A 26,690-nucleotide genomic window follows, 5' to 3' on the forward strand; every position below is an offset into this window, starting at 1 on the left:
AACCGTTCGGCATCGCGACCCGGCCCGTCGCCGCGTCCGCGGTGCCGAGCGGAGTGCTGGAGTCGCGCGCAATCGGGGGCGCACCGCTCGGGTTCGAGGTTGCGCCGATGCGTGGCAGGCCCGCGTTGATCGCGGTGGCGCACGGGAGTCGGGATCCGCGGTCAGCGGCGACCATGGCCGCGGTTGTTGTGGAGCTGGCGGCGGCGCGGCCGGGGTTCGATGTGCGGTTGGCGTTTCTCGATCTGAATGCGCCGTCGGTCGAGCAGGTTGTGGATGCCGTTGCGGCGCAGGGGCATACGCGGGCCGTGGTTGTGCCGCTGTTGTTGGGGAATGCGTTTCATGCGCGGGTGGATCTGCCTGGCCTGCTGGCCGCGGCGCATGCCCGGCATCCGCAGTTGCAGTTGACCCAGGCCGAGGTTCTCGGGCCGGATGCGCGGTTGATCGGGGCGTTGCGGGATCGGGTGTCGGAAGCGGCTGATTCGCTGGCGGCCCAGCCGAATCGCTTGGGCATTGCGGTTGCCGCCGTAGGTTCGTCCTCCGCTGCGGCCAATACCCGCACCGCCGAGGTGGCCCGCCGCCTCGCCATGCTCACCGGGTACATCACCGAGATCTGCTACGCAACCACCGAACCCTCACTGCCCCAGGCGATTTCCCGCCTGCGCACCCGAGGTGCGGACAACATCCTCGTAGCGCCGTGGTTCCTGGCACCGGGCTTACTCACCGACCGCCTGGTATCCGCAGCTCCGGATGTCCTCCACGCCAACGTCATCGGCCCACACTCAGCCCTCACCGACATCGTGTGGAACCGCTACGACGCCACGATCGCGAACGCCCTCACTCTGTCGGCTTGACCGTTCTACACGGACAATCTCCCGCGGATATCGGCGACAACCGGGCACAAGAGCGCGAAAGTGTCCGCGTAGAACGGTGGCAACGTTCAGCTGAGCACGTTATCCACGATGGCGCGGGCTGTTGCCACACCCCACTCGTCGCCCATCTGATGGGCGGTGTGGGCGGCGGAGATCACGGCGTCCAGTTCGAAGGCGATGACGTCGGCGTTGCGTTCACCGAGGTGCCCTTGTTCCTGCGCGCGACGGATCTCGTTGGACAGGAACGTGATGAAGTCACGATGGTCCGCCGAGATGGCGTCCCGGACCGGACCGGGCCGGCTGTCGAACTCGGCGAGGGTGGCCACGCGGAAGCAACCACCGGGGAAAGCCGGCTCGGCGACCTGCCCGAACCAGCGCTCGACCAGCGCGCGCAGCCGCGGCATCCCGCTGGACTCGTCCAGGCTCGGCGTGATGACCTCATCCAGGAACACGTCCCGCGCTGCCTTGACCGCGGCCAGTTGCAAGCTCTCCTTGCTTCCGAACAGCGTCGCGATCCCACTCTTGCTGAGGCTGAGGTCGGCGGCGAGCCGGCCGATCGTCACCCCGGTCAAACCCTCGACAGACGCCACATCGGCCGCATGCCGCGCGATCGAGGCGCGCGATCGCGCCCCTTTCGCCAACCGCTGATCGGTGCCTTGCTGCCGCCCGGCAGCAGTAGTGGACTCGGACATCTCCCTATTCTTCCACGAAATCGCCCCAATACGAACGTACGGTCGTACTGCAATCGACTACCCCGACTGGTAGCGGTCGAGGAGTTCGGTGGCTATTCGGACCAGTTCGGTGCGGACTTCGGGTGGGTCGAGGACTTCGATGGAGGCGCCCCAGCCGGCCAGTTGCTGGGCGAGCATCCACGCGGTGGGTGCGGTGACCTGGACTCGGATGCGGCCGTCGGCGATCGGGCCGTCCACTACGCAGTGCCGGCCCTGCTGGTTGCGCAGGATCGGGAGCAGGCGGTCGGAGATGAGGACGGTGGCGGCGGTGGCGGCGCGGCGTTGTTCGAGTTCGTCGACCACCTCGTTCCAGGTGGCGGAGAGGTCGAAATCGGCTGGACGGTAGGCGGGTTCGTCGGTGCGGACGGCTTCGGTGATGCGGTCGATGCGGAAGGTGCGCTGGCCGTTTTCGGTGCCGGCGATGAGGTACCAGATGGCATCCTTGTCGATCAGGCCCCACGGATCGACCAGCCGCTCGGTGTGTTCGCCCTTCTTACTGGCGTAGCGCAGGCGAACCTTGTTGCGCTGCACCACTGCTCGCTGTAGCAACGCGACCACCGGGGGCAGTTCGCGGTCCGTCTGACCCCACCGAGCCGGGTCGATCACCACGGCATCGGCGGCCGCGGCGGCATCGGTGCGAAACGGCTGGGGCAAGGCCCGAACCAGTTTGCGCAGTGCGGATTTCACCTCCGGCAACGCATTCGCGGACGGTCCGGCGAGCAGGAACAACGCACGCGCCTCCCCCGCGGTCAATCCGGTGAGATCGGTTCGCGCACCACCGACCAGCGACCACCCACCACCGCGACCGGGCTGCGGATACACCGGCACACCCGCCGTCGACAACGCCTCGAGATCCCGGCGCGCGGTCGCGACCGACGTCTCCAACTCCTCGGCGACTTCGGCGGCGGTCACCCGTCCGCGCGTCTGCATCATCAGCAGGATCGCCACCAATCTGTCCGCTCGCATGCGCACAATTCTGCCGGAAAAAGTGCTCATTCGGTGAGCACTTTAGGGCGGAGGATGGTTTCTACAAGCAAGACACGAACCGAAGAGGGAGATCGAAAATGCTGCGAGGAATGGCGACGAGCACGTTCTACGCCGACGACCTGGAGGCCGCGAAGGACTGGTACACCGAGTTCCTGGGCGTCGAGCCGTACTTCACCGTCCCCGGCGGCTACTACGAGTTCCGCATCGGCGACTACCTGGCCGAATTCGGACTGGTCAACCGGGCGTACGCCCCGGCGGGTGCGCGCAACGCCCCCGGCGGCGCCATCGTCAACTGGCACGTCGACGACCTCCACGCCACCTTCGACCGCCTGCTCGAACTCGGCGCGAAGGAGTACGACCCGATCACCGAGCGCGGCGTGGGCACCGGTTTCGTGACCGCCTCGGTCGTCGACCCGTTCGGCAACGTCCTCGGCCTGATGTCCAACCCGCACTACCTCGAGGTGCTGGCCAAAACCGGCCCGGCCTAGCCGCCAAACGGAGACATGGTGCCGGACGGGACTCGTTCGTCCGGCACCATGCCCCGCCGCGTGTCCCGGCCGGTCGCCTCGGCCGGGACACTGCGCGAGCCGCCGCTGGCAGGCAGGCTCTGCATAGAAGTCGCAGCCGGAGCGCCCGCGGATTGGTCTTGATTTCGACGGCGCGCGGGCAGCCGGGGTGTCGCGGCGAATCGGGCGTCATATGATCTGGCCCACATCCGCCGTTGCCCCCGCGCACGGCCTCCGGCTTGGTCAGGTTTGGAAGGACACCTATGGTCAGCCGCGCCCGAGCACTACCCGGCGCCCGCACCCTCGACGACGTGACCGAGTCGGCGAACACTCCGGAACTATTGCTGCGCCGCGTGGGCCGCAGGGACGAGCAGGCCTTCGCCGCGCTCTACGACCTCGTGGCCGGCCCGGTGCTCGGCATCGTCGCCACGGTCCTGCGCGACCATGCCCAGTCCGAAGAGGTCGCGCAGGAGGTGCTGCTGGAGATCTGGCTCAAGGCGGCCCAGTTCGACGAGCACGGCCGCAGCGCGTTGGCCTGGGTGCTGACCATCGCGCACCGGCGCGCGGTCGACCGGGTGCGCTATCAGCATGCCAACGTCGAAAGAGAAAACCGCGCAGGACAATTGGAGCCACGCCACGGATTCGACGACGTGGTGGAGACGACGCTGGACAAGCTGGAACACGAGGCGGTCCGGCACGCTCTCGACGGGCTCACCGACCTGCAACGCCGATCGATCGTCCTCGCCTACTACGGCGGCCACACCTATCGCGAGGTCTCCGAGGCCCTGGACAAGCCGGTCGGCACGATCAAGACCCGGATGCGCGACGGGCTGCTCCGTCTGCGGGAAAGCTTGGGAGAGCGCTCGTGACCACGACATCCGATCTGCATGCCCGCACCGGCGCTTATGTTCTGGACGCATTGTCCACCGCCGAGCGCGTCGGGTTCGAGCAACATCTGGCCGAGTGCGCGGACTGCCGCACCGAGGTCGACGAGCTGAGTGAAGTCGCGCTGGAACTCGCCGTCGCCGTGCCACCGTTGCCGGCCGCGGAGATGAAAGACCGGGTGCTCGCCGATATTCGCGCACGGCCGCAGCGGCGCGTCGATGATGCGCTCGGGCAGACGCAGCTGTTGCCGGTGTTGGACGCGCTCGGCCGTACGGACATCATGCCCGCGTTGAATGGGTTGTCGGACAACCATATTCCGCCGCCGCGCCGGGAGTGGATCATCCGGGCGGCGGTCGGCCTTGCGGCGGCGATCGCGTTGGTGGCCGTCTTGATCACCGGGCTCGCATTGCTCGGCGGGCACCGCGGTGACGTGGTCGTGGCGGATCAGGTGCGCGACGCACGCGACGCCGTCACCTGGAACGGTGAACTGACCACAGGCGAGGGAACGGCCACGGCGGTGGTGTCGGCCGGCGTGGGCAAGCTGGTCGTCACCGTCACCGGACTGCCCACGCCGGCCGATCAGCACGGCTACCAGCTGTGGACCATCCCGGCCGACGGCACGCCGCGTTCGGCCGGGATGATGCACGTCTCCGGTGGTCGCGCCGAGCTGGCGACGGACCTGACCGGAGACACCGCGCTGCTCGCGATCACGGCCGAACCGAGCAATGGGTCGGTTCAGCCGACGACGCCCATCGTCGCGCGAATTCCGTTGAGCTGAACTACTTCACACAGGTGAACTGCATGACGTCGATGTGCCCGGCACGGAAGTGGTGGGCGCATCCCGTCAGGTAACGCATGTACGTCTGATAGGTGTCCGGGCCGCACAGAGCTTCGGCCTCGTCGCGGCGCTCCGACAAGGCGGCCGCCCAGAGGTCGAGGGTCTTCGCGTAGTGCAGTTGCAGCGGGTGGATCCGTTCGATGGAGAAGCCCGCGTCTTCGGCGTACTGCTGGATGCCCGGCGGGAATTTGCTGCTGTGGAAAGGCAATTGGCCGCCGGGGAAGATGACGTCGCGGATGAATCGGAAGAAGTCGATATCGGTGCGGTCGAACTTGATGTCGTGTTCACGCAGATAGGTCAGGCCGTAGATGACGATGCTGTGCAACAACATTCGGCCGTCTTCGGGCAGGATGCGGTAGGCGAAGTCGAAGAACTCGGCGTACCGCTCGTGCCGGAAGTGTTCGAACGCACCGATACTGACGATGCGGTCGACCTTGCCGTCGAACTCCTCCCAGCCTTGCAGGCGGACCTCGGCGCGGCCGCCGTAGCCGCCCTCGTCCAGCATCGACTGCACGTAGCCGTGCTGGTTCTTGCTGAGCGTCAGCCCGATGACCTTGACGTCGTAGCACTCCAACGCGCGCATCATGGTCGAGCCCCAGCCGCAGCCGATGTCGAGCAGGGTCAGGCCCGGCCGTAGATCGCACTTGCCCAGTGCCAGATCGATTTTCGCGCGCTGCGCCTGTTCCAGGGTGTAGTCGTCCTGCTCGAAGTACGCGCAGCTGTAGGTGCGGGTCGGGTCGAGGAACAGGGCGAAGAAATCGTCGGACAGGTCGTAATGGGTTTGCACCTCCGCGTAGAACGGCGTGCGGGTCATGTCGATAACCTCCGTCGAGTCCATCGATGGTCGACCGGTCCGGCCGGTGCGGCGGGATCGGGCGATGAACAGGCGATCGAGCTATGGCGTCGCGGACGACACCGTGACGTTCACGTAGCGGCGATGCTTTGGCCAGGCGACGGTCCTGACATCAGCTACGAACATCGATGTTCACAATAGCGCACGGGTATAACTCGCCAACAGGGGTGGGCTGGTCGAAGTCCGAACGATCGCGATGCCCGCCATGACAGCCGCCAGCGCGCCCAACCAAGGGCGACGGCCGGATCAAGAGCGGAACCAGCGCTCCAGCACGGTGGCGACGCCGTCGTCGTGGACGGTTCCGGTGACCTCGTCGGCCAGCTCTCTGACCTCGGCCGGCGCGTTCGCCATGGCTACCGAATGTGCTGCCCAGCGCAGCATTTCGCGATCGTTGTAGCCGTCGCCGATGGCCAGGGTGGCGTCGCTCGGGACATCCAGGGCGAGGCGCAGGCGTTCGAGGGCCCAGCCCTTGGAGACGCCTTGGCGGGAGACGCTGAGCCAGGGGCCGAATTCTCCGTGCACCCAGCTTGCGCCGGGGACTCGGAGTTCGCGCAGCAAGAGCAGCATTTCCGCCAGCGAGCCCTGCGGCCACCAGCCGTTGAGCCGCGGGGTCGGCTCGCTGCTCAGGGCGCTGTGGTCGACGAGCAGGTAATCGCCGAGCGAGTACTCCCCCGGGCTGACGCCGGTCGCCCAGTAGCCGACGCCGACCTTCTCCACGGCGAAGATCATTTCCGGGATCAGGGCGCGCAGCGCGAGGACCGCCGGCGCCGGGTCGAATTCCTGGACGGTCAGCGGCTGCCCCTTGGCCACATCGACGTGCACCGCGCCGTTCGAACACAACGCGTGCCCCTCGACGAGCCCGAGCTCGCTCAACACCGAACGGGTCGTCAACACCGTCCGCCCGGTCGTCACCACCACGTGTGCCCCCGCCGCGACCGCCGCCCGCACAGCCGCAGCCACGCGCTCGCTGATCGGGCTGCCCGTCTCGAGCAACGTCCCGTCGACATCCAGCGCGATCAGCTGGGGTCCCCCATTAGCCATCAACTCATTGTGCCTCGATAGCAAGGTGCGCGTCCGCCGATTACCCGCGCCGAGACCTCCACCCACATCCGATGATTCAGCCCTGAAGCCGGTGCAGATCCCGAAGGCGAGGACGGATTTCGCATCGGCGGCGCGCTAGTGGTGGGCTTGGCGGAGTACGGCTCTGGCCAGTTCGGTGGGGGTGCCGGTGGTGGTGTCGACGGTCATGTCGTACGTGACTCCGTGGGCGTGAACGGTTTGGTAGTGGCCGCGGGCCAAGCCGATCTCGTTGCCGCGGGCCAGTTCTCGCTGTTCTGCGATGTGTAGTGGGCAGGTGACGGCGACCAGTTGAACGTCCAAGCCGGCGAGGGCGGTCAGCCACATCGGGAGGAGGTCGGGGGTCAGCAGCATCTCATCGATGACCAGGTGGTCGCCGCCGTGTGCGAATGCGGCGGCAGCGGTGCAGGCCGAGCGCAGCATTCGATGCCCGACCTCGCCATATCGGACGACCAGCAGCGGGTGACCACCGGCATCGCGACCGGTGCGGTCATACCAAAAGCCCGCGCGACTCAGCGGCCCGTCCCGTCCTCCACCCCAGTTCGGCGGCACCAGATCGAAGAGCGTGTCGATCCCCCAGTAGACGAACGGAACATCACTCTCGTCCTGGATGCTGCGAGCCAACGTCGTCTTCCCCGAACTCGATGTCCCGTTGAGAAAGATGACCCGGCCCGGAAGTTCACCGCTCGGCATCCGGCAACACTATCGAGTCCCGCGACGGGTGCGGATCTCCACCGGTCGGCCGTTTACGCAAGATGCTTGCCCTAATCCAACTTTCGGCATGAACGTCCGACGGCTACTGGCGGACGAGCGCCCCGATCTTGTCTCGTTGCTCCGCACGCTCTCCGCTGACGAGTGGGAGTCGCCGTCGTTGTGCGCGGGTTGGCGGGTCCGGGACGTCGCCGGACATCTGCTGTACGACGCAGTTTCGCTGCCGTCCTCCTCTCCGGCTTCGCCCGTACCGGGTTCTCGGCGGATCGCTTCAATGCTCGACTGGTGGAGCAGGCCAGAGCCCTGTCGCCGTCGACGATTGTGGATCGGCTCGAATCAGCGGGAGGTAATTCGACCCTCGCGCCGCGGTACACCCTGGCCGACGCCCTCGTGCACCATCAAGGCATCCGTCGGCCGCTGGATCGCGACCGCGTCATCCCCGCAGACCGGCCGATCTGCGTGCTGAATCGCCCAGACCCGTTCACCCACCCCGGGTGGCGCACGCAGGGCTTGCGTCGCGGCGACCGACGTGACCTTGCGGACTTGGACGCCTGCCGGTCGTTGCTTGGCGGCCGCGGATTCTCGGATCGCCCCCTGACTCAGTGGGCGCCGGGGCCGCCGCCGGAGCCGCCTGAGGAGCCGCCGGAGGAGCCGCCGGAGGAGGAGCCGCCGGACGACTCTCCGCTGGAGGTGCTGCCGCCGGAGGTTGAGCCGGCTGAGGTGGAGGCGCCGGAGGTGGAGCCGCCGGTGGACGCGCCGCTTGATGCTCCGGACGAGGTGCTGTTGCCGGATGTGGTTCCGCCCGAGGAGGTTCCGGGTGAGGTCGAGCCGCCGGAGGTGGAGCCGCCAGAGGATGAGGTGGTGGAACCGCCGGTGGTGCCGCCGGAGGTGGAGCCGCCGCCGGTGGAGGTTTCGCCGGACGATGTGCTGCCGCCGGTGCCGGGTTCGCTGGAGGTTCCGCCGGAGGTGGTTCCGCCGGATGACGTGTTGCCGGCGGGGGATTCGCCGGTGGAGGCAGAAGTGCCTGTGCCGGTTGATGTTCCGGGGCCGGTGGTGGTTCCCGCGGTCGGGGTGTCGACGGTGCCGCCGGTGGCCGGGGTGCTGGCGACGGGGGCAGAGGCGACCGGGTCCGGGACTGCGGGGGCCGGGTTGGCCGGGGGCGCGGCGGGGATGGAGCCGGCCGGCGGCGCGACCGGGCCGCCGGCGATCGGGACCGCGGGTTGGGCAGGGGTGCCGGGGGCGGGTGGCTGGCCCGGCTGCGGGATGAGCTGGCCGAAGGGCAGGGGGTTGATGAAGTACGCCGGGTTGGCGTAGGTGCCGCCGTATGGGGTTGGGGCGCCGGGGGTTCGGGGCTCGTTGTGGGATCCGAGGCGCGATTCGGCGACGCTGGGGCCGAGTTTGGTGGCGTGCGAGGCGGGGGTGATGAAGAGACCGTAGGCCGAGGGTTTGGGCAGTGCGGCGCTGGTGGCCAAGGCCCGGGAGGTGGTCCAGCCGGCGGGCGTCGCCACCCAGGCGTCTCGGTGACCGGCCAGATCGGCGCTGGAGTCGTATAACAAGGTGTCGGTGGTCGGCGCGTCGAGGCCGGGGAAATGTTCGAGCACCGGTGAGGCGCTGGGCGCCGACGGGCTGCCGAAGACCGTCACCGCCGACATGGCGACCGCGGAAACCACAGCGGCGCTGGAGAATACGGCGACCCGCGGCGAGTGCTCCTTGCCGCCGGACGCGGCGAGCGCCATGGTACGGGCGGCCATCAGAGCGGCGCCGGCGGCGACCGTCTGCCCTGGATCAGCCGAAACCACCAGGGGGCGGCCGAGTTCGGCGAGCGTGCGGGCCACCTCGGCCGGACGGGACGCACCACCGACCACCAGGATGCGACTGATGTCGGACAGCGTGAGATCGGCGGCGCGAACCGCGGCGCGCACCACCTCGAGGGTGTCGCGGATGTGCGCGGTGCGCAGTCCGTCGATGTCGACCATCGACAGCATCGAGGTCGGCGTGGTCGTACGCGGCCCGGTCTCATGGGCGTAGCGGGCGATCATCGCGCCGAGCGGGCGTCCGCCGAAGTCGTAGGAGCGCACGGGCTTTCCGACCATCGGATGGTTGTCCCAGTCGGGTCCGACCCGCACAATGGTCACGTCGAGACTCGTCCCACCGAGGTCGTAGACGAGCACGAAGCCGGGCTCCAGCGGACCCTGTTCGTGCTCCAGCCATTCCGCGGCCGCGACCGGTTCCGGCACCAGCGCAACGTCACTCGCCCCGGACAGGTCGAGCGCCTGCCGCAGCAGAGCCACCTCTTTGTCGGAATACGTTGCGGGATAAGCGGCTACGGCTCCCGACTCGGTCGCGGCGGGCTCGGCGTCGCGCAGCCCGTTCACCACGGCGGCGACCAGATTCGCCGACGACCAGATGCGCCCGCCGACGATCATCGGCTCCGGGTCGCGGCTCAGATCGGCGAAATCCGTTACAGCCATGGTGAATTGCGGGATGCCGCCGATGCGTAGCCCGCCCGCGCTGTCGAAGGTCACCGCGGTGCGCCGGCTGCGCACGACGGGCCGGGTTCGCGCACCGGTCACCGAAGCCGTCATAGAGTTCACTGCGCCGATGCTGAAACCCAGACCTGTGGTCATATGCTATCCCGTCAACGTACCGAGACCACGTCCATCACACAGAGATCCATGTGGCCGCGGTCGTCTTCCAAACAGCCAGCACAGATTAGCTGTTCGGCTCGCTGGAAGGATGTGGAATAGACATGAACGGCCGGAGAATGGCGCGAAACGTTTAACTCTTGATCACAATGATCCGGGTCACCTGCGACTATGCTCCCGGAGCACAATTGTTCAGCCCACTCGACAGGCGTCGGTTCCGTACCGCCCCATCCGATCTGGTTATCTCGCAGCGATTCGGACAATGCTCCGATAGCTGATCAACAACCCGAACCACCCCAAGAATTCGGGGTCACATAAAGACACTGACCGGTCGGTAACCAAACCATTGCCAGCACTGCTGATTTCAGCACAGCTCAACTCGGCTCGCGAGATACATGATGCATCAACTCCAGGTCCGTTTCCCGCCAGCACGGCCACCCCGCCACGGCTTGACTTGGTTCTGCGACCGCACCACCGAGGTGAGATCGCAAGAACGAGAAGGGAAATGGACACCATGGCGACACGGTTCGCGGAGAAGGTCGTGCTGATCACGGGCGCCAGCTCGGGCGTCGGCCACGCGGTAGCACTGCGGGTGGCGAGTGAAGGTGCAGCTGTAGTCCTCGGCGCCCGCGGCAAGGACCCGGGCGAGCAGGTGGCCGCCGAGATCCGGGCGGCGGGCGGGCGCGCGCTGTTCGTGCCGACCGACGTGACAGTGGAGGCGGACGTCGAACGGCTCACCCAGGCGGCGCTCACCGAATACGGCCGCCTCGACGCGGCCTTCAACAACGCGGGTGCGCTCAACTCCTTCGGCCCGATCGGCGAGATCGACGAGGCGGCCTGGCGGGCCGACCTGGAACTCAACCTGACCAGCGTGTTCTACGGCCTGCGCCACCAGGTACCCGCGCTGATCGCCAACGGCGGCGGCGTGATCCTCAACAACGCGTCGAACCTCGGCATGGTCGGCATGGGCTCGGTCGCGCCCTATGTCGCGGCCAAGCACGGCGTCGTCGGCCTGACCAGGGCGGTCGCGCTGGAGTCCGCGGCGCAGAGCGTGCGGGTGAACGCGATCGTGTCCGGCGCGATCGACACCCCGGCGTTCCGCAACTCGATGGGCGCGACGCCGGAGGGCGAGGCCTCCATCGCCGCACTGCACCCGCTGGGCCGGATCAGTCAGCCGGCCGAAATCGCGTCGTTCTGCGCGTACCTGCTCAGTGACGAGGCCAGCTTCATCACCGGCGCGGCGCTCGCGATCGACGGCGGTTTCACCGCACAGTAGAAGCCCGGACGGGTCGCCGCGCGCGACCCGTCCGAACACTACCCAGCCGCGCACAAATCAGTACGCCGCGCACGAGCCGGTTAGTAATTGCGGGCGCGGCGGCACGAAACCTGCGCAGCCCCCGTCCGGCGCGTAGCCGCGAAGAGGTCAGCCTCGTGCGCTCACCACCGCATCGAACCTGCCTGCCGCGCACGAATCGGTACGCCGCGCGCGAACCGATCAGCGATTTCGGGCGCGGCGGCATGAAACGTGCGCGGCGAGGTGAGTGCGGTGCGCCTGGAACAGGGCACCATCGACGGCGACGTTGGCGTCGATGGCGGCGGCCTCGCGGGACTGCGTAGTCCCGCGAGGAGATCGTCAGGAGCGAGTCAGCAGACGACGGACCGGGCTGCGGCGCTTGGTGGCGCCCGCAGTGCGGACCGCGGGCTGACGCCGGCGGATCAGGTGATCGAATTCCGTTGCGCTGCCTGCGGGTTCAGGAAGGCGACCGGCGTTGTAGTCGTCGGCCAGCTGCTGCACCGTCTGCTGCGCACAGGACTTGTTGGTGCCGATGAAGCCGGTCGGACCACGCTTGATCCAGCCGGTGACGTAGGTGCCGGGCAGCACCGCGCCCTCGATGCGTTCGAGCACGCGACCGTCCAGGTTCGGGATCACGTTCGTCGCGGCGTCGAACGGCAGGCCGGGCAGCGGCACACCGCGGTAGCCCACCGAGGTGAGCACCAGACCCGCGTCGAGCCGCTCGGCGGCGCCGGTCGCGACCGCACGGGTGCGGCCGTCGGCATCGGTGACGAGCTCGTTGCGGCTCACCTCGATGCCGGCGACCCGATCGGTGCCGAGAATCTCGGTGGGAGAAGCCAAGTAGCGGAACACGATTCGCTTGCGCTCGCCGAACGGGCGGGCGGCCACGCGGTGCAGCAGGCGCAGCTTCTGCTCGACCTGATACGGCAGACCCTCGCTCACCTCGGGCAGTTCGCCCTCGATCGCGATGTCGACGTCGGCGCCGAGCAGGCCGACGAATTCCGGCACGGTGAAGGCGGATTCGAGCGGACCGCGGCGGCCGAGGATAACCACCTCCTCGATCTTGCTCTCCCGCAACGCCCGCAGCGCGTACGGCGCGATGTCGGTGGCCGCCAACGCATCCGGATCGCTGGTCAGAATGCGCGCGACGTCGAGGGCGACGTTTCCGTTGCCGACGATCACCGCCCGCTGCTGCGACAGATCGAAGATGCGGTCCACGTGATCGGGATGCCCGTTGTACCAGGCGACGAAGTCCGTGGCAGAGATGTTGCCGGACAACCCTTCACCGGGGATGCCGAGCTTGCGATCGGCGGACGCGCCGACGGCGTAGATCACCGCGTGGAAGTGATCGAGCAGCTCATCGTGCGAAACATGCGCGCCCACTTCGACATTCAGGTACGAGCCGAAACCGTCCTGCGCCGAGATGATGTCGAACAGCTCGCTGACCCTGCGGGTCTTGTCGTGATCCGGCGCGACGCCGTGCCGGGCCAGCCCGTAGGGCACCGGCAGCCGATCGAACACGGTCACCGACACGTCGGGCTGGGTCAGCAGCTCGTCGGCCGCGTACATCGCCGACGGACCCGATCCGACGATCGCCACCCTCATGGGCTGGCGCTCGGTCCGGATCTCGGCCGCGGGCACCGGCTTCGCCAGCAGCGGCCGCGGCCGGGTCTGCCGGTAGAAGTCGGCGTTGATCTCGATGAACGGCTTCTGCTCGTCGGTCAGCTTCTTCGCCGACACGATCGCGTCGACCGGGCACGCGGTGGCGCAGGCGCCGCAGTCGACGCACGCCTTCGGGTCCACGTACAGCATGTCCGCGGTCAGGAAGTCCGGCTCATCCGGCGTCGGATGGATGCAGTTGACCGGGCAGGCGTACACGCACGACGCGTCGCTGCAACAGGATTGGGTGACGATGTAGGGCACGTCAGCCGGCCTTGGCCGAACGCAGCGGCTCCGAACGGTAGCGGGTGGTGTGGCCGTCGATCTTGAGCAGCTTCCAGACCGCCTTGGAGACCGGGTTCATCAGGCCGATGTCCTTGGCCAGCGTGCGCACGTCGCCGAAGAAGTCGCTGAACTCCTGCTTGGATTCCTTCGACCCGTAGAACAGTTCCTTGCGGACGTAGTCCGGGATGTCGAATTCACGCCAGAACGACCGGGGCGGGGTGAAGATCGAGCGGCCCAGGATGTACATGACGATCGGCATGGCGATCGACAGGATGAACTTGCTGCCCGGCTTCGCCTCGGGCACATGGATTTTCAGGAACTCGTGGGCGAAGGAGATGTGCCGCGCCTCTTCGGCCACATGAATGGCCATGACGCCGCGCATGATCGGGTGCACGTCCTCGCCGGAGCGCAGGATCGCCTTCTGGATGTGGTCGATCGGCTCCTCGCCGGCCAGCACCGCCATGAAGAACAGGTTCGGGAACAGCGCCGCGACCGGGGCGCCGAGGTACTTGAACTTGCGCACCAGCGGGCCCATGCCGGGCACGTCCTCGCCGATCCGGTTCACCATCTCCTGAAACATCAGGGTGTGGTTGTGCTCCTCGATCATCTCGTGGGAGCAGTAGCGGAACTCGGGGGAACCGTTAGGCAGGCCGAAGTTGTGCGTCACCATGCCGCTGATCAGGATGGTCTCGAACTGCAGACCCACCTTGGCGACGTTGGCCTGGCGGTACTTGCCGATGGCGATCTTGCGCTCGTCGGTCTGCGCGAGGTACCACGGGTGGCGACCGAGCGGATCGGCCGAAACGGGCAGGATCCACCGCTCCGGGCCCGCCTCGGGGGCGTAGTCCGGGTTGTCCCAGTCGATGTCCTCGAACGGGTCGAAGTGCTTGTTGACCGATCCCTCGGAGAGCAGCAGCAGCTTCGAGGCGTACTCCTGCGCCTTCTCCAGATCGGAATCGACCGGGGGCGTCACGGCTGTAGACATCGTCGTCGCTGCCTCTCCTCGTAGGTTTATCTGTTTCCCATAGTTACACCTAAGGCGGGACACGTCAACCCACGAAGACATAACGCGCACGGCACCTGGACGGTCGACCGGCGAATGCGCGCGGCCGCCGCCACCGGCGCTCCTGGTCAGGGAACCCCGATGGCCGCGGCCGCACTCGACGCAGCTTCGCTGCCGGGTAGATCCGGCGGCGGCCGCCCTCGTCACCACCGCCACCGGATCCCTCGGTCAGTGCAGCCCGAGCTGCGCCAATCCCACGACCACGCCGTCGGCGGGCAGCGCGAGTGCCATGCCGATGCCGGCGACGGACAACCCGGCGGCCAGCGCGACTCTGCTCAGTCGCTGCTTGGTCCGTTGCGACAACACCATCGCCCTGGTGGCCGCGCGCCGGTGCGCGCCCTGGCGGCGCTTGCCGTGGTGCTTACCCGCCGACTCCTCGGCGGCGACGGCGGCCCGCAGGCCGATGATCGCCGCGCCGTCCGCGATGGTGCGTTCCGGGTCGGGCGCGACGATCACCGGCCGCGCCAGCTCGCCCGCCAAGACCTGCGCCACCTCGACCGGCCGGGCCGCGCCGCCGACCACGACGACACAGTCGACATCGGCCATGGTGACGTCGGCGGCGCGCAGGCACCGGTAAACGAGTTCCAACGAGGCCCGCACATGTTTGGTGCGCATCTCGTCCGCGGTCGTGCCGGTGACCGAACCCGATATAGAGGCCGACGGCAATCCGTGCCCGGCCCGCGAGGCGACCAGCGCGCCGAAGGCCCGGCCACCGTATTCGGCGGAGTGCATCGGCTGGCCGGCGATCGGGTTGCTCGGACAACCCGCGCCGACCCGGACCAGCGTGACGTCCAGGCTCGCGCCGCCTAGGTCGTAGACGAGTGCCAGCCCGGGCATGAGCGGGCCCCGGTCGGATTCCAGCCAGGCCACCGCCGCGATGGGTTCGGCGACCAGTTCGACGCTGTCCAATCCGATGGCGTCCAGCGAGGCGCGCAAATCGCCGATGTGCGTCTCGGTATAACGTGCCGGATAGGTGAGCGCGATGCCGACGTCGCCGCTGTGCGCGTCGTGGTGTGGCTGGTCCAGCAGTGTTTCGGTGATCAGGCACTCGGCGACCACGGCCACCAGATCCGCGGGCGAGAGGGCACGGTGGCCGACCCGCGCCGACATGATGGAACGTTGGGTGAGATCGGCGAATTCGATGATCGCGCGCCCGTGCCGCGGGATCATGCCGACCCGGGCCAGACCTGTGCTGTCGAACGTGAGTGTCGTTCGGCGGGTGATGGATTGGGAGCGCTGGGCCCATCGGCGGCCCGGCGGAGCTTTCGCTGAACCCTCCTCCGCGAGCGCGGAAACCGTGTTCACCGTACCGATGCTCAAACCGAGACCAACCGCCATCGCAATCCTCTGATCGCCGAGCCGATTTGCTTCGAACTCTGTCCACGCAACCACTCCGCGACCGGCCTGCCAACCACCGGACACCACGTTGTCCGCAGCCCGCCTGTTTTGGCACAGGTTGCATAGCACAAGCATCCATCCTGGTCACCTGCCCTGGACGGCGGCGAATGCGACGATGGCCGGATCCCACTGCGACACGCCGATATTCAGCGATGTCCCGTCCGTGTTTGCGGAGGCCTCGAACAACCGCACAGGCGTGGGGCGTCGCGCGTGATACACGTTCTCACATGCTGTGATAGCCCCTAACAATCCCCGGAACGCCGGACACGGCGGAGCCGGCAGCGGATACTGTCTCGACTCGCCGGGGCCGAGCCGACGACACACCGTGGCGCCCAACCCTCGGCCGCCGGCCCGATGTGGTGTCGACGCAACCGAATCACCGATTCCGCTGCGTCACCAACCCTCGACAACGCACGGATTCCGGTGCGCCAGCACAAGATCAGCAACGTCCCAGCAGCCGGATGATCTATCGCACCGGCTGTGCCTGAATCCGGACCGTCCGGCTGTTCGCGGTCTCCCGCAGGATCCACAACGCCATCTGCGCGGCCTGCTCCTGCCATTGCGCGTACAGCGTCGGGAACGCGGACCGCTGAGCATCCTGCGCCGCCTGCCACAGCGGCCGATCCAGATAGTCGGGTGCGCGAAAGAGCAAGGCGTCCAAGAACTTTCCGGTCGCGTACCACGGATCGGTCACCTGTTCCGGCGCGCCCCACCCCGCCGACGGACGCTGCTGGAACAGTCCGAGCGAGTCGTGATCGACCGCGACGGTGAAGTTCCGCAGCGTGGATTCCTGCAATGCCGTGGCCAGCGACACCACCGCGGCATAGACCGGCAGCCCGCGCCGGCGCACCACCTCGACGATCACCCTGGCGTTGTCCCATTGCTCCGGGCTCGGGGTGAAATGCTGCTGCCGCCCTTCCACACCGTGCGGAATCACCAATGGCTTGGCGCCGTCGACATACGGATCCGGCAGCAGCGGAGTGGAATGCGCTTCCAACGCCACCGGTGGCGCCGAGATCGGCCCGGACGGATCGATGAGCGGTGCCGGAGCGGCGACGGCCGAATTCGCCTGGATGATCACGGCGGCACTGACCACGGTCAGCGCGAAAACAACTCTGTGCGTAATGGACATGGCGATGGATCAACTCCCCGCCTCCGACAAACACCCTGCTCATGCCAACAATCCCGGCAAGGTGAGCGGCGGCGATCGGCGGCCGGGGCGGTTCCCCGGCCGGGCTGGACTACCATCACGAATGCGCGTTCAGCAATCACGTTCCGATAAATCCGGAACCCGCTTTCGCATTCAGACACTAAGAGTTGAGTCGAGAACTTTTCAGTTTCGACACGCCGCATCTGGGTATTGATTTATTTTTGCGCGCAATTCATTACTGCGCGGGCAACTCCGGGATTCTGGTCGCGCGGGCGTACACGGTTTCCCCGTCGGAGAGCCGCAACGCCTCCGCGTCACCGCGGGTCACCTGCGCGGCGAACAGATCACCGGTCGCCGCGTTGCGCAGTTCGACCCGCACCTCGAAACCGAGATGCACGACCCGTTCGACGGTCGCCCGGGTGACACCGGCGGAATCCGCGGTCCCCTCGTGCTCGGCCTGCGCCATGCTCGGCTCCCGGCCGACCCGGATGTCGTGCGGACGCACCAGATGCCCGTTGAGCCGCGCCACGGCACCCAGGAACGACATGACGAACTCGTTGGCCGGCCGGTCGTACACGTCCTCGGGCGTACCGACCTGCTCGATCCGCCCCTTGTTCATCACCGCGATCCGGTCGGCCACATCCAGGGCCTCCTCCTGATCGTGGGTGACCAGCACGGTGGTCACGTGGACCTCCTCGTGCAGCCGGCGCAGCCAGGTACGCAGATCGGCGCGCACCTTGGCGTCCAGCGCGCCGAACGGCTCGTCGAGCAGCAGCACCTGCGGGTCGACGGCGAGCGCGCGGGCCAGCGCCATCCGCTGCCGCTGGCCGCCGGACAGCTGGGCCGGATACCGATGCTGGAAGCCGTCGAGACCGACGATGCCGAGCAGTTCGTCGACCCGCTTGGCGATCTCCTGCTTGGGCCGCTTGCGGATCTTCAGCCCGAACGCCACATTGTCGCGCACGGTCATGTGCTTGAACGCGGCGTAATGCTGGAACACGAAGCCGATGTCGCGCTTCTGCGGCGGCACCCGGGTCACGTCGTTGCCGCCGATCAGCACGATGCCGGAGTCGAGCGATTCGAGTCCGGCGATCGAGCGCAGCAGCGTCGACTTGCCCGAACCCGAGGGCCCGAGCAGGGCGGTCAGCTCGCCCTTCGGGATATCGATGGTGACGTCGTCGAGCGCGGCGAACGAACCGTAGTTCTTCTTCGCATTGGTCACGGTGATCATTTGGTGCCCCGTTTGCGTTCGAGGAGGGTCATCAACAGGAGGGTGATGAGGGCGAGAGCCATCAGCAGGGTCGCGGCCGAGTAGGCGCCGAAGGTGTTGTGGTCGTTGATGTATCGGCCGTGCACCAGCAGCGTCAGCGTCTGCGACTTGCCGGGCTGCGCGGACGACACCATGATCACCGCGCCGAATTCGCCGAGCGCGCGGGCCACGGTGAGCACGACGCCGTAGGTGAGACCCCAGCGGATGGCGGGCAGGGTGATCCGCCAGAACGTCTGCCAGCGGGTGGCGCCGAGCGTCGCGGCGGCCTGTTCCTGGTCGTCGCCGATCTCGTGCAGCACCGGCTCGACCTCGCGCACCACGAACGGCAGCGTGACGAAGATGGTCGCGAGCACCATGCCGGGCAGGCCGAAGATCACCTTGAAGCCGGCGCCCTCCAGCCCGCCGAACCAGCCGTGCACGCCCCACAGCAGGATCAGCGCGACGCCGACCACCACCGGTGAGACCGCGAACGGCAGATCGACGATGCCCTGAACGAGGGTGCGGCCGGGGAACTTTCCACGCACCAGCGCCAGCGCGGTGAAGATGCCGAAGATGACGTTCAGCGGGACCACGATCGCCACGATGATCATGGACAGCTGGAACGCCGAGATCGCCGCGGGCGTGGTGATCGAGTCGATGAACGCGCCGATGCCCTTTTCGAAGGTGCGCAGCAGGATGATGATCAGCGGCGACACGAGCAGCACGAACAGGTAGCCGAGCGCGACGACCCGCAGCGAAATCCGGGTGGGCCAAGAAAGATTCATCGCGTCTCCTGTTCCTTGCGCACACTACGCTCGGCGAGCAGGCGCAGCACGAGCAGCGACGCGAACGAAATGGCCAGCAGCGCAACCGAAACCGCCGCAGCGTTGATCGGCCGGTCGATCTCGATCTGCTTCTGGATGTACTGCGAGGCCATTTCGGTCTTGCGCGGGATCGCGCCGCCGATCAGCACCACCGAGCCGTATTCGCCGATCGCCCGGGCGAAGGCGAGCCCGCCGCCGGAGATGATCGCCGGGCCCAGCGTCGGTAATACGATGCGGCGGAAGGTGGTCCAGTTGTCCGCACCGAGCGACAGCGCGGCCTGCTCGACCTCGCGGTCGGCCTCGATGAGCACCGGCTGCACCGAGCGCACCACGAACGGCAGCGTGACGAACGCCAGCGCGACGATCAAGCCGGGCTGAGTCGCGTTGAGGTGGATGTCGATCGGGCTCTGCGGACCGTACAGCGACAGCAACACGATGCTGGCTACGATCGTCGGCAGCGCGAACGGCAGATCGATCAGCGCGTTGACGATCCCCTTGCCGGGGAAGTCGTCGCGCACCAGCACCCAGGCGATGAGCGTGCCCATCACCACGTTGATCACCGCGACCACGATCGAGACCAGCACGGTGATCCGCAGCGAGTCCACCGCGGCGGGCGCGCTGATCGCGTCCCAGAAGCCGGACCAGCCCTCGTCGAACGAGGTGACGGTGAGCGCGGCCAGCGGGAGCAGCACGATGATGCTGAGCCACAGCACCGCGATGGCGATGCCGAGCGGACCCACCGAGCCGGTCACCCGCAGCCACGACCAATCGAAGCGGCCGCCGGGGGTACCGCCGGGAGCGGGCGAGCTCCCGGCGGTCTTGCTGTCAGTCACAGTCGTCCAGTATCCCGTGCGCCGAACCCGGCTACTTGGTGGCCTTGTCGTAGATCACCGCGACGGAGCCGGTGTTCGGGGTGAACAGCTCCTTGTCCACGGCCTTCCAGCCGCCGAGGTCGCTGATGGTCCACAGCTTCTGCGGGGTCGGGAAGTCCTTGGCGAAGCCGGCCGCGACCTTCGGATCGACCGGGCGGAAACCGGCTGCCGCCCAAGCCTTCTGGCCCTCGGCGGTGTAGAGGAAGTCACGGAACGCGACCGCCTTCTCCTGGCTCTTGCTGTTCTTGAGCACCGCGACCGGGTTCTCGATCTTGAACGTGGTGGACGGGATGAAGTGCTCGATCGGGTCGCCGTTGCGCTCGGAGAACAGCGCCTCGTTCTCGTAGCTCAGCAGCACGTCGCCGGTGCCCTGCAGGAAGGTCTCGGTGGCCTCGCGGCCGGACTTCGGCTGCACCTTCACGTGGTCCTTGGACACCAGCTGGCTCAGGTAGTCCAGGCCGGCCTGCGCGTTCTTGCCGCCGTCGGACTTGGCCGCGTACGGGGCGAGCAGGTTCCACTTGGCCGAACCGGAGCTGAACGGGTTCGGGGTGACCACCTCGACGCCCGGCTTGAGCAGGTCGTCCCAGTCCTTGATGCCCTTCGGGTTGCCCTTGCGGACCACGATCGCGACGACCGAGCCGAACGGAATTCCCTTGGTGGCGTCGGCATTCCAGTTCGCGTCGACCAGGCCGGCGTCGACCAGGCGGGTGACGTCGGGCTCCACCGAGAAGTTCACGATGTCGGCCTCGGCGCCGTCCTTGACCTTGCGGGACTGATCGCCGGAGGCGCCGTAGGAGCCGTTGACGACGACGTTCTTGCCCTTCTCGGTCTTGTTGAACTCGGGCACCACCTTGTCGAAGCCGGGCTTCGGCACGGCGTAGGCGTAGAGGTTCAGCGTGCCGCCGCTGCCGTCGGCGCCACCACCCCCGGCGGTGTCACTGGCTCCACCGCCGCACGCGGTGAGGGCGACCGCCGCGAACGCGGTGACGGCGGCGACTGCGGTACGTCGGCGCGGGGAGAGCCAAGATTTGCGAGACATCGGGGTGGGCCTTTCCTACGGACCGCCGACTCGTGACCTCGAGCGGCGGAGACAACTACTGTTGGATCGGTAGACCTGCCGCCGCGTCGATGCGAGCGGTGGCGTGGCTATCGGCCGGGTAGGCCGTCGGGGGTTCGGGGACGTCTGCGAAAAGGTTGCACGCCAGTCTACGAGGGAGGGACGCGCAAACGTGCCCGGTCAACCGATCAGCGACAGAGAATGTCGGCGACCGCGAGATTGCCGACCGCGATCAACGCCAGTTCATGGCGGACCCGCGGGACACAACTCGAAGACACGGGCAGACTGTAGCAGAGGCCACGGCCCGAGTTCGAATCACAGAGTTCCAGGAAGAGGGGGGTTTCATCCCATGACTAACAGCCCGGATCGCGTCCGCACGAGATTTCCCGGCATCAGCACTCGCGCGTGGGAGCACCCCGCCGACCGCACCGCGTTGGTCGCGCTGCGAACCCTGTCCGGGTTCGACGCGATCCTGCGCACTTTGTCTGGTTTGCTGCAAGAACGCCAGCACCGGCTGCTGTACCTCGCGACGGCCGTGCGAGTCGACGAACGACAGTTCCGTTCGCTGCATCAATTGCGCGAGGACTGCGTCGCCGTGCTCGACGCGCGGACCACGCCGGAGATCTTCGTACTCCAGAGCCCGCACGTGAACGCCTTCACCATCGGCATGGACCAGCCGTTTATCGTGCTGACCACCGGATTGATCGATCTGATGGATACCGAGGAGTTGCGTTTCATCGTCGGTCACGAGCTCGGCCACGCGCTGTCCGGGCACGCGGTGTACCGCACCATGCTCATGCATTTGCTGCGCATCTCCGCGAGCATCGGCTGGATGCCGGTGGGCGGCTGGGCATTACGCGCGATCGTCGCGGCGCTGATGGAGTGGAGCCGCAAGTCCGAGCTGTCCGGCGACCGGGCCGGGCTGCTGTGCGTGCAGGACGTGGACGCGTCGGTGCGGGTGCACATGAAGACCGCGGGCGGCACCTGGATCAAGGAGATGAACCACGGCGCGTTCCTGGCCCAGGCCGACGACTACGAACGCTCCGGCGATCTGCGCGACGGCGTGCTGAAGCTGCTCAACCTGGAATTGCAGAGCCACCCGTTCTCCGTGCTGCGCGCCGCCGAGCTGCGCCGCTGGATCCAGAGCGGCGAGTACGACCGCGTGCTGGCCGGCGACTACCCGCGCCGCGATCAGGACAAGAACACCAGCATCTCCGAGGAGATCAAGGAAGCGGCCCGCACCTACCGCAACAATTTCGACCAGTCCGAGGACCCGCTGATCCGCACGGTCCGCAACCTCGGCCGCGATGTCGGTTCAGCGGTCAGCACGGTCGGTCAGGAGGTCGGCGAGACCGTCTCCAAGATCGGTAAGCGGTTCAACGACTGGCGCAGCGGCGAGGCCAACTAGCGGGTGACGAGCCAGGCCACCACGACGAGGACGAGCAGGGCGATCAGGGCCAGCTGGACGCGCGAACGAGGCATCAGCGGGCACCGCTCTGCACGGTGCGGCGGGTTTCGCCGGTCGTGAGGTCGGCGGGCACGGTGTCGGGCACGGCGGGCAGCGCCTCCACGACGCCGTGCCTGCGGTCGAGGATCCGCAGCAGGGCGCGCAGGGTGCGGTCCAGCAGGTAGGCGATGGCGAAGCTGACCGGGACCATGCCCACGAGCACGACGAGGAACTGCGGGATGAACGGGAGTCCCGCGACCCACAGCTCGAAGCTGTCCCACCAACCTGCGATCTGATGCACCAGCCCAGCCTAGTAGGTCCACCTGAGAGCCGGGCAAGGTGAATATTCGATCACGGCGACCACGGCAAACATGCCGCGACGGCACGGACAGTGGACGGGAGGCTCCCGTGGGCCCGAAGATGTGCTCATGTCGTCTACCGATTCTTCCGACGATCTGACCGTCGACGAACCCTATGACCTGCCGGTGCTCAGCCACCTGACTGAATCCCGCAGGCACGGCGCCTTCCCGCCGATCGACGACTACGCGTTCCTGTCCGACTGCGAGACCAGCTGCCTGATCGCCAGCAACGGCTCGGTCGAATGGCTGTGCGTGCCCCGCCCGGACTCCCCCAGCGTCTTCGGCGCGATGCTGGACCGTAGCGCGGGGCACTTCCGGCTCGGCCCGTACGGCGTCAACGTGCCGAGCGCGCGCCGCTACCTGCCCGGCGGGATGATCCTGGAGACCACCTGGCAGACCGAGACCGGCTGGCTGATCGTGCGCGACGCGCTGGTGCTCGGCCCGTGGCACAACAACGACCAGCGCTCCAAGACCCATCGCCGCACCCCGATGGACTGGGATGCCGAGCACATGCTGCTGCGCACGGTGAAGTGTGTGAACGGCACCGTCGAGCTGGAGGTGAGCTGCGAGCCGTCCTTCGACTACCACCGCGCGGTGAGCCACTGGGAGTACACCGGCAAGGTCTATGAGGAGGCGACCGCGGTCCGCACCGACGACCCGAGCGCGGGCCCGAGTCTGGTGCTCACCACCGACCTGCGGCTCGGCCTCGAGGGCCGGGAGGCACGCGCCCGCACGCGGATGTCGGAGGGCGACGAGAAGTTCATCGCGCTGACCTGGTCGGAATTGCCCGCGCCCAAGTCCTACGCGGACGCGGCGCAGAAGATGTGGCAGACCACCGAGAGCTGGCGGCAGTGGATCACCCAGGGCAACTTCCCGGATCACCCGTGGCGCAACTACTTACAGCGCAGCGCGCTGACGCTCAAGGGCCTCACCTACGCCCCGACCGGCGCACTGCTCGCGGCCGCCACCACCTCGCTCCCGGAAACCCCTGGCGGTCAACGTAATTGGGATTACCGCTACACGTGGGTGCGCGACTCCAGCTTCGCGCTGTGGGGCCTGTACACCCTCGGTCTCAATCGGGAGGCCGACGATTTCTTCGCCTTCCTGCGCGATGCCACCACCGGCGAGAACGGCGATGCCGTTCCGCTGCAAGTCCTTTACGGCATCGGTGGCGAACGCGAGATCACCGAGGAGACGCTCGACCACCTCAGCGGCTACGACCGCTCGCGGCCGGTGCGCATCGGCAACGCCGCGTACAACCAGGACCAGCACGACATCTGGGGCACCATGCTCGATGCGGTGTACCTGCACGTGAAGTCGCGTCAGCAGGTGCCGGAAACGTTGTGGCCCCTGCTGGAACGCCAGGTTCACGCCGCCATCGCGCACTGGCACGAGCCCGACCGCGGCATCTGGGAGGTGCGCGGCGAGCCGCAGCATTTCACCTCGTCCAAGGTGATGTGCTGGGTCGCGCTCGACCGCGGCGCGAAACTCGCTGAGCTGCACGGCCAATACGAGAGCGCCACCGAGTGGTACACCATCGCCGACGAGATCAAGGCCGACATCCTCGAGCACGGGGTGAACGCCAACGGCGTGCTCACCCAGACCTACGGCGGCGACACCCTGGACGCCTCACTGCTGCTGGCGGTGCTGACCCGGTTCCTGCCGCCGGACGATCACCGGATCCGCGCCACCGTGCTGTCCATCGCGGACCGGCTCACCGAGAACGGCCTGGTGCTGCGCTACCGCACCGACACCACCGACGACGGATTGACCGGCGAGGAAGGCGCTTTCACCATCTGCTCGTTCTGGCTGGTATCCGCACTGGTGGAGATCGGCGAGCTCCAGCGCGCCCGGCACCTGTGCGAGCGGCTGCTCGGCTTCGCCAGTCCGCTGCGCCTCTACGCCGAGGAGATCGACCCGCGCAGCGGCCGCCACCTCGGCAACTTCCCGCAGGCCTTCACCCACCTCGCCCTGATCAACGCGGTCACCCACGTGATCCGGGCCGAGGACAACCGGCATGCGGGTGGGTTCCAGCCCGCCCACTCCCCCGCGAACAACCCTGGGTAGCCGGGCTTTTCGTCAGACGGCCAGACTGTCGGCCTGCTCGCGCAGGCCGCGCAGTTTGCCGAGCTGCCCGTCGACCTGCTTGATCCGGTCGCCGCTGTGGTCGCCGTACTTCTGGTAGGCCGACTCGGCCAGGCGTAGCGCCTCGTCCGCCTGCTTGGCGTTGTCGCCCGCGATCTCGGTGAAGTGATCGCGCAGCACGCGCTGCATGGCGCGCAACCGATTTCGCGATTCCTTGCTCACCTGGAAGATCACGTCGTCCATCAGCCGGGCCACCGCGACCTTCGCCTCGGCGCGCCGGCGGGCCTTGAGGTTCTTGCGCTCGTCCCACAGGGCGTTGATGCCGAGCAGCACGCCCGCGCCGATCGAGTACCAGTTCACCAGCGACATCTTCAGGATGCTGGTGACCAGGCCGACCATCAGGATGCCGCCGTAGGAGCCGCGCAACGCGGACAGGAACTGTTGTCCCACACGCGCTTTCGCGCTCTCCAGCGGTTCGAGCGACTGCACCTGCTCGAGCACCTCGCCGGGGTTCTCCAGCCGCATGTTGGGCAGCGGCGCGGCCCGGTTGTCGGCCAGGAACTTCGACGCCACCTGCTCGGACAGCTCGACCGAACGGTAGTGCGCCATCACGAAGTTCTCTTCGACCGCCTCGCAGATCCGCGCGTCCAGGTCGGTGCCGAATTCCTTCCAGCGCCGCGCCGGATCGTGCTGCATGATCTCGGCCTCGGCGTCGCGCACCAGGCTGCGCAGCCGGTGCCGCAGGTCGTGTTCGATGTCGGCCATCAGCTCGGTGCTGCCGTCGACCAGCGTGACCTGCCAGTTCGACGTGCGCTGGCGCTGCTGCTCCGCGTCGTCGCGGGCCCGGACCAGCTTGTCGGTGATCTCGGCACGCATGCGCGGATCGCGCAGCGACTCGACCTCATTGCGCAGGGTCAAGCCGAGGTGGTCGCTGACCAGCCGGATGTCCTGCACGGCGGCTTCCAGCGCGACGCTGTCCGCGCGGGCGACCACATAGTCGCGCAGGTGATCGATCAGCTGCGGCACACCGGATTCGATGTCGCGCTGATAGTTTCCGGTCAGCCCGGCCTGCCGGTGCAGTTCCGCGGACACCGGGGCCACCGCGAAACCGAGCCCGGCCGCGTCGAGCAGCTCCCGGTTGCGCTGCTGGGTGTGCGACCAGTGGGAGAACTGGTCGATCTTGTTCAGCACGCAGATGACGGTCGGGCAGATCTGCTGGATGCGTTGCAGGTAGGCGATCTGATCGACGGTGAGTTCGGTGGCCGCGTTGGTGACGTAGAGAACCGCGTCCGCGGCGGCGATCATCGAGGTGGTCGTATTGTCCGCCCCGCGCGCGCCCGGCGCGTCCATCACCACGACGCCGTCGGCGAGCAGCGAACTCGGCTGGGTGAACTCGGCCCGGATCACGCCGAAACCGGAGATCGCCGGACCCGGATCGAGCGGATCGACCGACTGCCGCTCGGTCCGCCCGTCGACCGAACGCACCAGCGTCGCAGTCGGTTCCGGCCCGTACTCGACGATGACCGGCACGCTCAGGTCGCTGTCGGTCGCGCTGACCGACGCGCCGACCAGGCTGTTGACCAGCGTGCTCATGCCGTTCTTCGGCTCACCGACGACGACGAGGCGCACCCGCGGGTCGCTGACCCTGGCCCGGACCATGCTCAGCCGACTGCCGAGATCGTCCCGCCCCGCGAATCGGGTCATCTCCCGCAGTTCGTCCAGAATCCGGATCAGCGGCGCCATCGCGTCCGGGTGTTTCACCGTCGCGGCCTTCAGCCCGGCTGCGGCAGACAACCTGCCTCCTTACATGCGTTTGCTCTTGATCGACATGGACGCCCCCTGCGAC

Annotated in this window: 25 protein-coding genes; 8 read left to right on the plus strand and 17 right to left on the minus strand. The window is 67.6% G+C overall.

Annotation, left to right across the window (positions count from 1 at the left end):
* Positions 1-107: 107 nt before the first annotated feature.
* Complete coding sequence (locus F3087_RS17260) at positions 108-851, plus strand: sirohydrochlorin chelatase (protein ID WP_150403295.1); 744 nt, start codon at positions 108-110, stop codon at positions 849-851.
* Positions 852-937: 86 nt separating this feature from the next.
* Here F3087_RS17260 and F3087_RS17265 read toward each other — a convergent pair whose 3' ends face one another.
* Together F3087_RS17265 and F3087_RS17270 are read right to left on the minus strand one after the other, a co-directional pair.
* Positions 938-1,561, minus strand: a complete 624-nt coding sequence (locus F3087_RS17265; RefSeq protein ID WP_150403019.1) for a TetR/AcrR family transcriptional regulator — start codon at positions 1,559-1,561, stop codon at positions 938-940.
* Positions 1,562-1,618: 57 nt separating this feature from the next.
* On the minus strand, positions 1,619-2,566 hold the full coding sequence (locus F3087_RS17270) for a helix-turn-helix transcriptional regulator (RefSeq protein ID WP_150403020.1): 948 nt from the start codon (positions 2,564-2,566) through the stop codon (positions 1,619-1,621).
* A 98-nt stretch (positions 2,567-2,664) separates the two neighbouring features.
* On the opposite strand from F3087_RS17270, the gene F3087_RS17275 reads away from it, so the two are divergent.
* From F3087_RS17275 to F3087_RS17285, 3 genes are all read left to right on the plus strand, one after another.
* The gene (locus F3087_RS17275) at positions 2,665-3,075 is read left to right on the plus strand and encodes a VOC family protein (RefSeq protein WP_150403021.1); all 411 of its coding nucleotides are present in this window, start codon (positions 2,665-2,667) and stop codon (positions 3,073-3,075) included.
* Positions 3,076-3,356: 281 nt separating this feature from the next.
* Entirely contained in the window at positions 3,357-3,962 is a 606-nt protein-coding gene (gene sigK / locus F3087_RS17280) for an ECF RNA polymerase sigma factor SigK (RefSeq protein ID WP_150403022.1), read from the plus strand.
* Positions 3,959-4,756 carry an anti-sigma factor gene (locus tag F3087_RS17285; protein WP_150403023.1) on the plus strand — a complete coding sequence of 266 codons (798 nt, stop codon included), beginning with the start codon at positions 3,959-3,961 and terminating at the stop codon, positions 4,754-4,756. The genes sigK and F3087_RS17285 overlap by 4 nt, the downstream gene beginning before the upstream one ends.
* A gap of 1 nt (position 4,757) precedes the next feature.
* On the opposite strand, the gene F3087_RS17290 is transcribed toward F3087_RS17285, so the two are convergent.
* From F3087_RS17290 to F3087_RS17300, 3 genes are all read right to left on the minus strand, one after another.
* The gene (locus tag F3087_RS17290) at positions 4,758-5,630 is read right to left on the minus strand and encodes a cyclopropane mycolic acid synthase family methyltransferase (RefSeq protein ID WP_150403024.1); all 873 of its coding nucleotides are present in this window, start codon (positions 5,628-5,630) and stop codon (positions 4,758-4,760) included.
* Positions 5,631-5,915: 285 nt separating this feature from the next.
* Complete coding sequence (locus F3087_RS17295; RefSeq protein WP_150403025.1) at positions 5,916-6,710, minus strand: HAD family hydrolase; 795 nt, start codon at positions 6,708-6,710, stop codon at positions 5,916-5,918.
* 135 nt (positions 6,711-6,845) lie between these two features.
* On the minus strand, positions 6,846-7,439 hold the full coding sequence (locus F3087_RS17300; RefSeq protein WP_150403026.1) for a phosphotransferase-like protein: 594 nt from the start codon (positions 7,437-7,439) through the stop codon (positions 6,846-6,848).
* Between the two features lie 88 nt (positions 7,440-7,527).
* Between F3087_RS17300 and F3087_RS47435 the strand changes: the two genes are divergently transcribed.
* Positions 7,528-7,923 (plus strand): maleylpyruvate isomerase N-terminal domain-containing protein, encoded by a 396-nt coding sequence (locus F3087_RS47435; protein WP_191094012.1) that lies wholly within the window; start codon positions 7,528-7,530, stop codon positions 7,921-7,923.
* 133 nt (positions 7,924-8,056) lie between these two features.
* Here the strand turns inward: F3087_RS47435 and F3087_RS47120 are convergent, their stop codons facing one another.
* Positions 8,057-10,042 (minus strand): Hsp70 family protein, encoded by a 1,986-nt coding sequence (locus F3087_RS47120; RefSeq protein ID WP_263407217.1) that lies wholly within the window; start codon positions 10,040-10,042, stop codon positions 8,057-8,059.
* Positions 10,043-10,616: 574 nt separating this feature from the next.
* On the opposite strand from F3087_RS47120, the gene F3087_RS17320 reads away from it, so the two are divergent.
* Positions 10,617-11,378, plus strand: a complete 762-nt coding sequence (locus F3087_RS17320) for an SDR family NAD(P)-dependent oxidoreductase (RefSeq protein WP_150403028.1) — start codon at positions 10,617-10,619, stop codon at positions 11,376-11,378.
* A 357-nt stretch (positions 11,379-11,735) separates the two neighbouring features.
* Here the strand turns inward: F3087_RS17320 and F3087_RS17325 are convergent, their stop codons facing one another.
* From F3087_RS17325 to F3087_RS47310, 9 genes are all read right to left on the minus strand, one after another.
* Complete coding sequence (locus F3087_RS17325) at positions 11,736-13,319, minus strand: FAD-dependent oxidoreductase (RefSeq protein ID WP_150403029.1); 1,584 nt, start codon at positions 13,317-13,319, stop codon at positions 11,736-11,738.
* Position 13,320: 1 nt separating this feature from the next.
* Positions 13,321-14,325, minus strand: a complete 1,005-nt coding sequence (locus F3087_RS17330) for an AurF N-oxygenase family protein (RefSeq protein WP_150403030.1) — start codon at positions 14,323-14,325, stop codon at positions 13,321-13,323.
* Positions 14,326-14,571: 246 nt separating this feature from the next.
* The gene (locus F3087_RS17335) at positions 14,572-15,708 is read right to left on the minus strand and encodes an Hsp70 family protein (protein ID WP_223885144.1); all 1,137 of its coding nucleotides are present in this window, start codon (positions 15,706-15,708) and stop codon (positions 14,572-14,574) included.
* A 559-nt stretch (positions 15,709-16,267) separates the two neighbouring features.
* Positions 16,268-16,933 (minus strand): hypothetical protein, encoded by a 666-nt coding sequence (locus F3087_RS47125; RefSeq protein WP_150403032.1) that lies wholly within the window; start codon positions 16,931-16,933, stop codon positions 16,268-16,270.
* A gap of 253 nt (positions 16,934-17,186) precedes the next feature.
* Positions 17,187-18,182, minus strand: a complete 996-nt coding sequence (locus tag F3087_RS17345; protein WP_150403033.1) for a sulfate/molybdate ABC transporter ATP-binding protein — start codon at positions 18,180-18,182, stop codon at positions 17,187-17,189.
* Complete coding sequence (cysW, locus tag F3087_RS17350; protein WP_150403034.1) at positions 18,179-18,985, minus strand: sulfate ABC transporter permease subunit CysW; 807 nt, start codon at positions 18,983-18,985, stop codon at positions 18,179-18,181. The genes F3087_RS17345 and cysW overlap by 4 nt, the downstream gene beginning before the upstream one ends.
* Positions 18,982-19,782: a sulfate ABC transporter permease subunit CysT gene (gene cysT / locus F3087_RS17355; protein ID WP_150403296.1), complete on the minus strand. Its 801-nt coding sequence runs from the start codon at positions 19,780-19,782 to the stop codon at positions 18,982-18,984. The genes cysW and cysT overlap by 4 nt, the downstream gene beginning before the upstream one ends.
* Positions 19,783-19,888: 106 nt before the next feature.
* Positions 19,889-20,935, minus strand: a complete 1,047-nt coding sequence (locus F3087_RS17360; RefSeq protein ID WP_150403035.1) for a sulfate ABC transporter substrate-binding protein — start codon at positions 20,933-20,935, stop codon at positions 19,889-19,891.
* Positions 20,936-21,141: 206 nt separating this feature from the next.
* Positions 21,142-21,231 carry an Ms4533A family Cys-rich leader peptide gene (locus tag F3087_RS47310; protein ID WP_317983926.1) on the minus strand — a complete coding sequence of 30 codons (90 nt, stop codon included), beginning with the start codon at positions 21,229-21,231 and terminating at the stop codon, positions 21,142-21,144.
* Between the two features lie 71 nt (positions 21,232-21,302).
* Between F3087_RS47310 and F3087_RS17365 the strand changes: the two genes are divergently transcribed.
* Positions 21,303-22,361 (plus strand): M48 family metallopeptidase, encoded by a 1,059-nt coding sequence (locus F3087_RS17365; protein WP_150403036.1) that lies wholly within the window; start codon positions 21,303-21,305, stop codon positions 22,359-22,361.
* 73 nt (positions 22,362-22,434) lie between these two features.
* Here the strand turns inward: F3087_RS17365 and F3087_RS17370 are convergent, their stop codons facing one another.
* Positions 22,435-22,701: a hypothetical protein gene (locus tag F3087_RS17370; RefSeq protein ID WP_223885145.1), complete on the minus strand. Its 267-nt coding sequence runs from the start codon at positions 22,699-22,701 to the stop codon at positions 22,435-22,437.
* A 127-nt stretch (positions 22,702-22,828) separates the two neighbouring features.
* Here F3087_RS17370 and F3087_RS17375 point away from each other — a divergent pair, with 127 nt between their 5' ends.
* Positions 22,829-24,826, plus strand: a complete 1,998-nt coding sequence (locus tag F3087_RS17375; protein ID WP_150403037.1) for a glycoside hydrolase family 15 protein — start codon at positions 22,829-22,831, stop codon at positions 24,824-24,826.
* 12 nt (positions 24,827-24,838) lie between these two features.
* Here the strand turns inward: F3087_RS17375 and F3087_RS17380 are convergent, their stop codons facing one another.
* Positions 24,839-26,638 carry a dynamin family protein gene (locus F3087_RS17380; protein WP_150403038.1) on the minus strand — a complete coding sequence of 600 codons (1,800 nt, stop codon included), beginning with the start codon at positions 26,636-26,638 and terminating at the stop codon, positions 24,839-24,841.
* Between the last annotated feature and the right edge of the window lie 52 nt (positions 26,639-26,690).

It is taken from the genome of Nocardia colli (genome assembly GCF_008704205.1).
Lineage (GTDB): Bacteria > Actinomycetota > Actinomycetes > Mycobacteriales > Mycobacteriaceae > Nocardia > Nocardia colli.

What these genes read in the sequence shown, in the direction of transcription:
- F3087_RS17260 (WP_150403295.1), top strand. Translation starts at nt 108, where the DNA reads ATGCGTGGCAGGCCCGCGTTGATCGCGGTGGCGCACGGGAGTCGGGAT.
- F3087_RS17265 (WP_150403019.1), bottom strand. Translation starts at nt 1,561, where the DNA reads ATGTCCGAGTCCACTACTGCTGCCGGGCGGCAGCAAGGCACCGATCAG.
- F3087_RS17270 (WP_150403020.1), bottom strand. Translation starts at nt 2,566, where the DNA reads ATGCGAGCGGACAGATTGGTGGCGATCCTGCTGATGATGCAGACGCGC.
- F3087_RS17275 (WP_150403021.1), top strand. Translation starts at nt 2,665, where the DNA reads ATGCTGCGAGGAATGGCGACGAGCACGTTCTACGCCGACGACCTGGAG.
- sigK (WP_150403022.1), top strand. Translation starts at nt 3,357, where the DNA reads ATGGTCAGCCGCGCCCGAGCACTACCCGGCGCCCGCACCCTCGACGAC.
- F3087_RS17290 (WP_150403024.1), bottom strand. Translation starts at nt 5,630, where the DNA reads ATGACCCGCACGCCGTTCTACGCGGAGGTGCAAACCCATTACGACCTG.
- F3087_RS17295 (WP_150403025.1), bottom strand. Translation starts at nt 6,710, where the DNA reads ATGGCTAATGGGGGACCCCAGCTGATCGCGCTGGATGTCGACGGGACG.
- F3087_RS17300 (WP_150403026.1), bottom strand. Translation starts at nt 7,439, where the DNA reads ATGCCGAGCGGTGAACTTCCGGGCCGGGTCATCTTTCTCAACGGGACA.
- F3087_RS47435 (WP_191094012.1), top strand. Translation starts at nt 7,528, where the DNA reads ATGAACGTCCGACGGCTACTGGCGGACGAGCGCCCCGATCTTGTCTCG.
- F3087_RS47120 (WP_263407217.1), bottom strand. Translation starts at nt 10,042, where the DNA reads ATGACGGCTTCGGTGACCGGTGCGCGAACCCGGCCCGTCGTGCGCAGC.
- F3087_RS17320 (WP_150403028.1), top strand. Translation starts at nt 10,617, where the DNA reads ATGGCGACACGGTTCGCGGAGAAGGTCGTGCTGATCACGGGCGCCAGC.
- F3087_RS17330 (WP_150403030.1), bottom strand. Translation starts at nt 14,325, where the DNA reads ATGTCTACAGCCGTGACGCCCCCGGTCGATTCCGATCTGGAGAAGGCG.
- F3087_RS47125 (WP_150403032.1), bottom strand. Translation starts at nt 16,933, where the DNA reads ATGTCCATTACGCACAGAGTTGTTTTCGCGCTGACCGTGGTCAGTGCC.
- F3087_RS17345 (WP_150403033.1), bottom strand. Translation starts at nt 18,182, where the DNA reads ATGATCACCGTGACCAATGCGAAGAAGAACTACGGTTCGTTCGCCGCG.
- cysW (WP_150403034.1), bottom strand. Translation starts at nt 18,985, where the DNA reads ATGAATCTTTCTTGGCCCACCCGGATTTCGCTGCGGGTCGTCGCGCTC.
- F3087_RS17360 (WP_150403035.1), bottom strand. Translation starts at nt 20,935, where the DNA reads ATGTCTCGCAAATCTTGGCTCTCCCCGCGCCGACGTACCGCAGTCGCC.
- F3087_RS17365 (WP_150403036.1), top strand. Translation starts at nt 21,303, where the DNA reads ATGACTAACAGCCCGGATCGCGTCCGCACGAGATTTCCCGGCATCAGC.
- F3087_RS17375 (WP_150403037.1), top strand. Translation starts at nt 22,829, where the DNA reads ATGTCGTCTACCGATTCTTCCGACGATCTGACCGTCGACGAACCCTAT.